The sequence below is a fragment of the Pontiella sp. genome (genome assembly GCF_041622395.1).
Taxonomy (GTDB): Bacteria; Verrucomicrobiota; Kiritimatiellia; order Kiritimatiellales; family Pontiellaceae; genus Pontiella.
In genome coordinates, this window is sequence record NZ_JBFJYW010000392.1 from 1 (window position 1) to 2,642 (window position 2,642).

Annotated in this window: 1 protein-coding gene; it reads left to right on the forward strand. The window is 63.1% G+C overall.

The genetic code is table 11. The annotated features are described in order from the left end of the window. Nucleotides 1-2,263, forward strand: a 2,263-nt coding sequence (locus ABYO54_RS15925; RefSeq protein WP_372809217.1) for a translocation/assembly module TamB domain-containing protein, incomplete at its 5' end; no start/stop codon positions are given. Nucleotides 2,264-2,642 lie beyond the last annotated feature (379 nt).

A 2,642-nucleotide genomic window follows, 5' to 3' on the forward strand; every position in this document is an offset into this window, starting at 1 on the left:
CGGGTTCCGGCCGCGCGAGGTTTTGTTGGATGGTTTGCGGATCGATCGGCTGGTGCTGGGCAAGGGGGTCGCGGGCCAGGAACTCGAATATTCCGTCCATTCCGGCGGCATCGCCTACCTGCCTTCCGGCGTCCTCTCCGGCGATCTTGAAATCTCCGGCGACGCCGTCGGCCGGGTCGGGCTGAATGCCACGTTAACCGGCCGCCGCACCGATCGCCTGGAGCTCGAGCTGGCATTGGCGCAGTTGGTCAAGCCGACGTTCGGCCTCGACCACCTTTCCGGCAAGGGGAGCGTCACCATCGCCGCGGAAGGAATCGATGCCCTGCTGGAAGTGGCGCTGGCCAAGGGCGGCTGGCAAGGGCGGGTCGCGACTCCGCTGCATTATGCCGGCGGAAAACTCCGTTTTCCGGAGCTCGCGCTTTCGAGCCCGGGGCACGTTGCCCAGGGCGATCTTTCGTTGGATTTCACCCCGGGGCGAGTCGGCGTCGCGGTCGATGCAACCTACCAGGACGCCAAAACCAACCGCTACGAGGTCGCCGGCTCGGCCGCGGTCGCCATGGCCAACGGGAGCTGGGCAATCGAGGTGGATTCGCTGAAGATTGGCGGATGGGAAACGGTGTTGCTCGCCTTGGCCGGAACGGTGAGGCCGGGAAGCATCGCGCTGGGTGGGGCGCTGCGGGAATTCGATATCGGTGCGCTTCCCGTCGGGGCCCTTTCCAATTTCCATGGACGGGTCACCGGCGACCTTTCCATTTCGGGTTCGCTGGAAGACCCGCAGATCGATGCCGGCATTCGCGTGGCGGGGTTCACCAGTGTGGAGGATGCGCTGGACGAGCTCCCCGAGCTGGATTTTGAAATCAATGCCGGGGTGGTGAACGGCCGTCTGTTCGGGGCGACGTCGCTGACGAACTATGTCAGCGGGCACTTGACGGCGGACTTCCAGATGCCGTGCGCTTTTTCGCTGGTTCCGTTCCACTACCGCCCCGAGGTGCGGCACCTCGATGCGCGGCTTGCCGCCGACCTCGATCTCTCCGTCTTGAACCGGTTGGCCATGTTCCAGAATCAATTGGTCGAGGGGTTGCTTACCGTCGATCTGAGCTATGAAGACCTGGAGCCTTCCGGTCATCTTTGGATCACGGACGGGCGGTACGAGCACTATGACTGGGGCTTTCTCTTTCGCGATTTCAACGCCGCGTTCGAAGCGGTTCCGGGCGGCTTCAAAGTGGGCCACGCCAAAGCCACCGACGGCTCGTCCGGAACGGTGGCGATGGCCGGCGGAATGGGGCGGGAAGGCTTGGACCTTCAGCTGGATTTCGCCGGGGCCAACTTGATCCGCCGCGATGAGACCGATGCCCGGGTTTCGGGAACGCTGACCGTCAAGGGCCGCCCGCTGCGCCCCGATGTCGCCGGGACGATTACCGTCGACCGCGCCGAGATCCTGCTCGGCAACATGGCATCGCCCCCTCCGGCGGTGCTCACCGATTTCGACCGCCACGCCACGAACCGGCTGGCGGCCGCCGGGAAAAAGCTGCGCAAGGCACCGCCCGTCGGACTGGATGTTCACGTCGGGCTACCCGATCAGGTTTTCGTCAATTCTTCGATGATCGAAGCGACGCTGGGCGGAAACCTGCACATCACCGATGCGCCCAACGGCGTGTCGATCAAGGGCAAGCTCGAGCCCCGCCGCGGCTTCGTCAGTTTCATCGGCAAGAAGTTCCGTTTCACCGACGGAAGCATCCTGCTGGATGGTTCGGTGCCCGCGGTCGTGTTTCTCGAGAATCTCACCGCCGAGTATTCGCGCAGCGATGTCACGGCGAAACTCGTGCTGAACGGTCGCGCCAACGATCCGCAGTATTCGCTGGCTTCGACCCCGTTCATGCCGGAGGACGAGATCTTGTCGCACGTGCTGTTCAATCGCGACACCAGCTCCATTTCGCCCTATCAGGCCATCCAGATCGCCGCCGCCGCGCGCCAGTTGTCGGGCGGCGCGAATGGCCCCGGCTTTATGTATCATGTCCGAAAGGTCGTCGGGGTCGATACGCTCGAATGGCGCGAATCCAACGTCGAAGGCGAGGCCTCGGAAGTCGCCGCCGGAAAATATATCAGCTCCGGCCTCTACGTCGAAGTCAGCCGCTCGCTCGATGCGCGCGGCGAAACGGGCATGATGGCCGAGCTGGAGGTGACGCGGCACCTTTCCTTGGAAACCTACACCGGGCCCGAACTGCGCCCCGGCATCGGCGTCAACTGGCGAAACGACTATTAGCGGAACGATTGTTCCGGCGATCGACGATCGCGCATTCCACGCGGGTAATCGTTGGCCACAAGAGCGCGCAGAGATCGCATAAAGCCCCCGAAAGCCTGCGGAAAAAATCGTTGGGCTCTTTGCCGTCTTTCGTGGCAATCGCTCGGCGGCGGTCCCGATTCCGTTGTTTGTGGCGGGCCGCAGGCCCTGCGACTGTGGGGCAGGCATCTCTGCCTGCCCTTGAGCAGGCAAGGATGCCTGCTCCTGGAGTTTGGTTCTTCAGCACTCAGGCTGTGCTTGCCAGTATTGCGCTACACAGGTCGGTTTCGCTTTTAACCGACTTCGTGCCTGTGGTTCCCCGGTTCATGTAGTCGGTTAAATGCTTCGGGTTAATCGAATC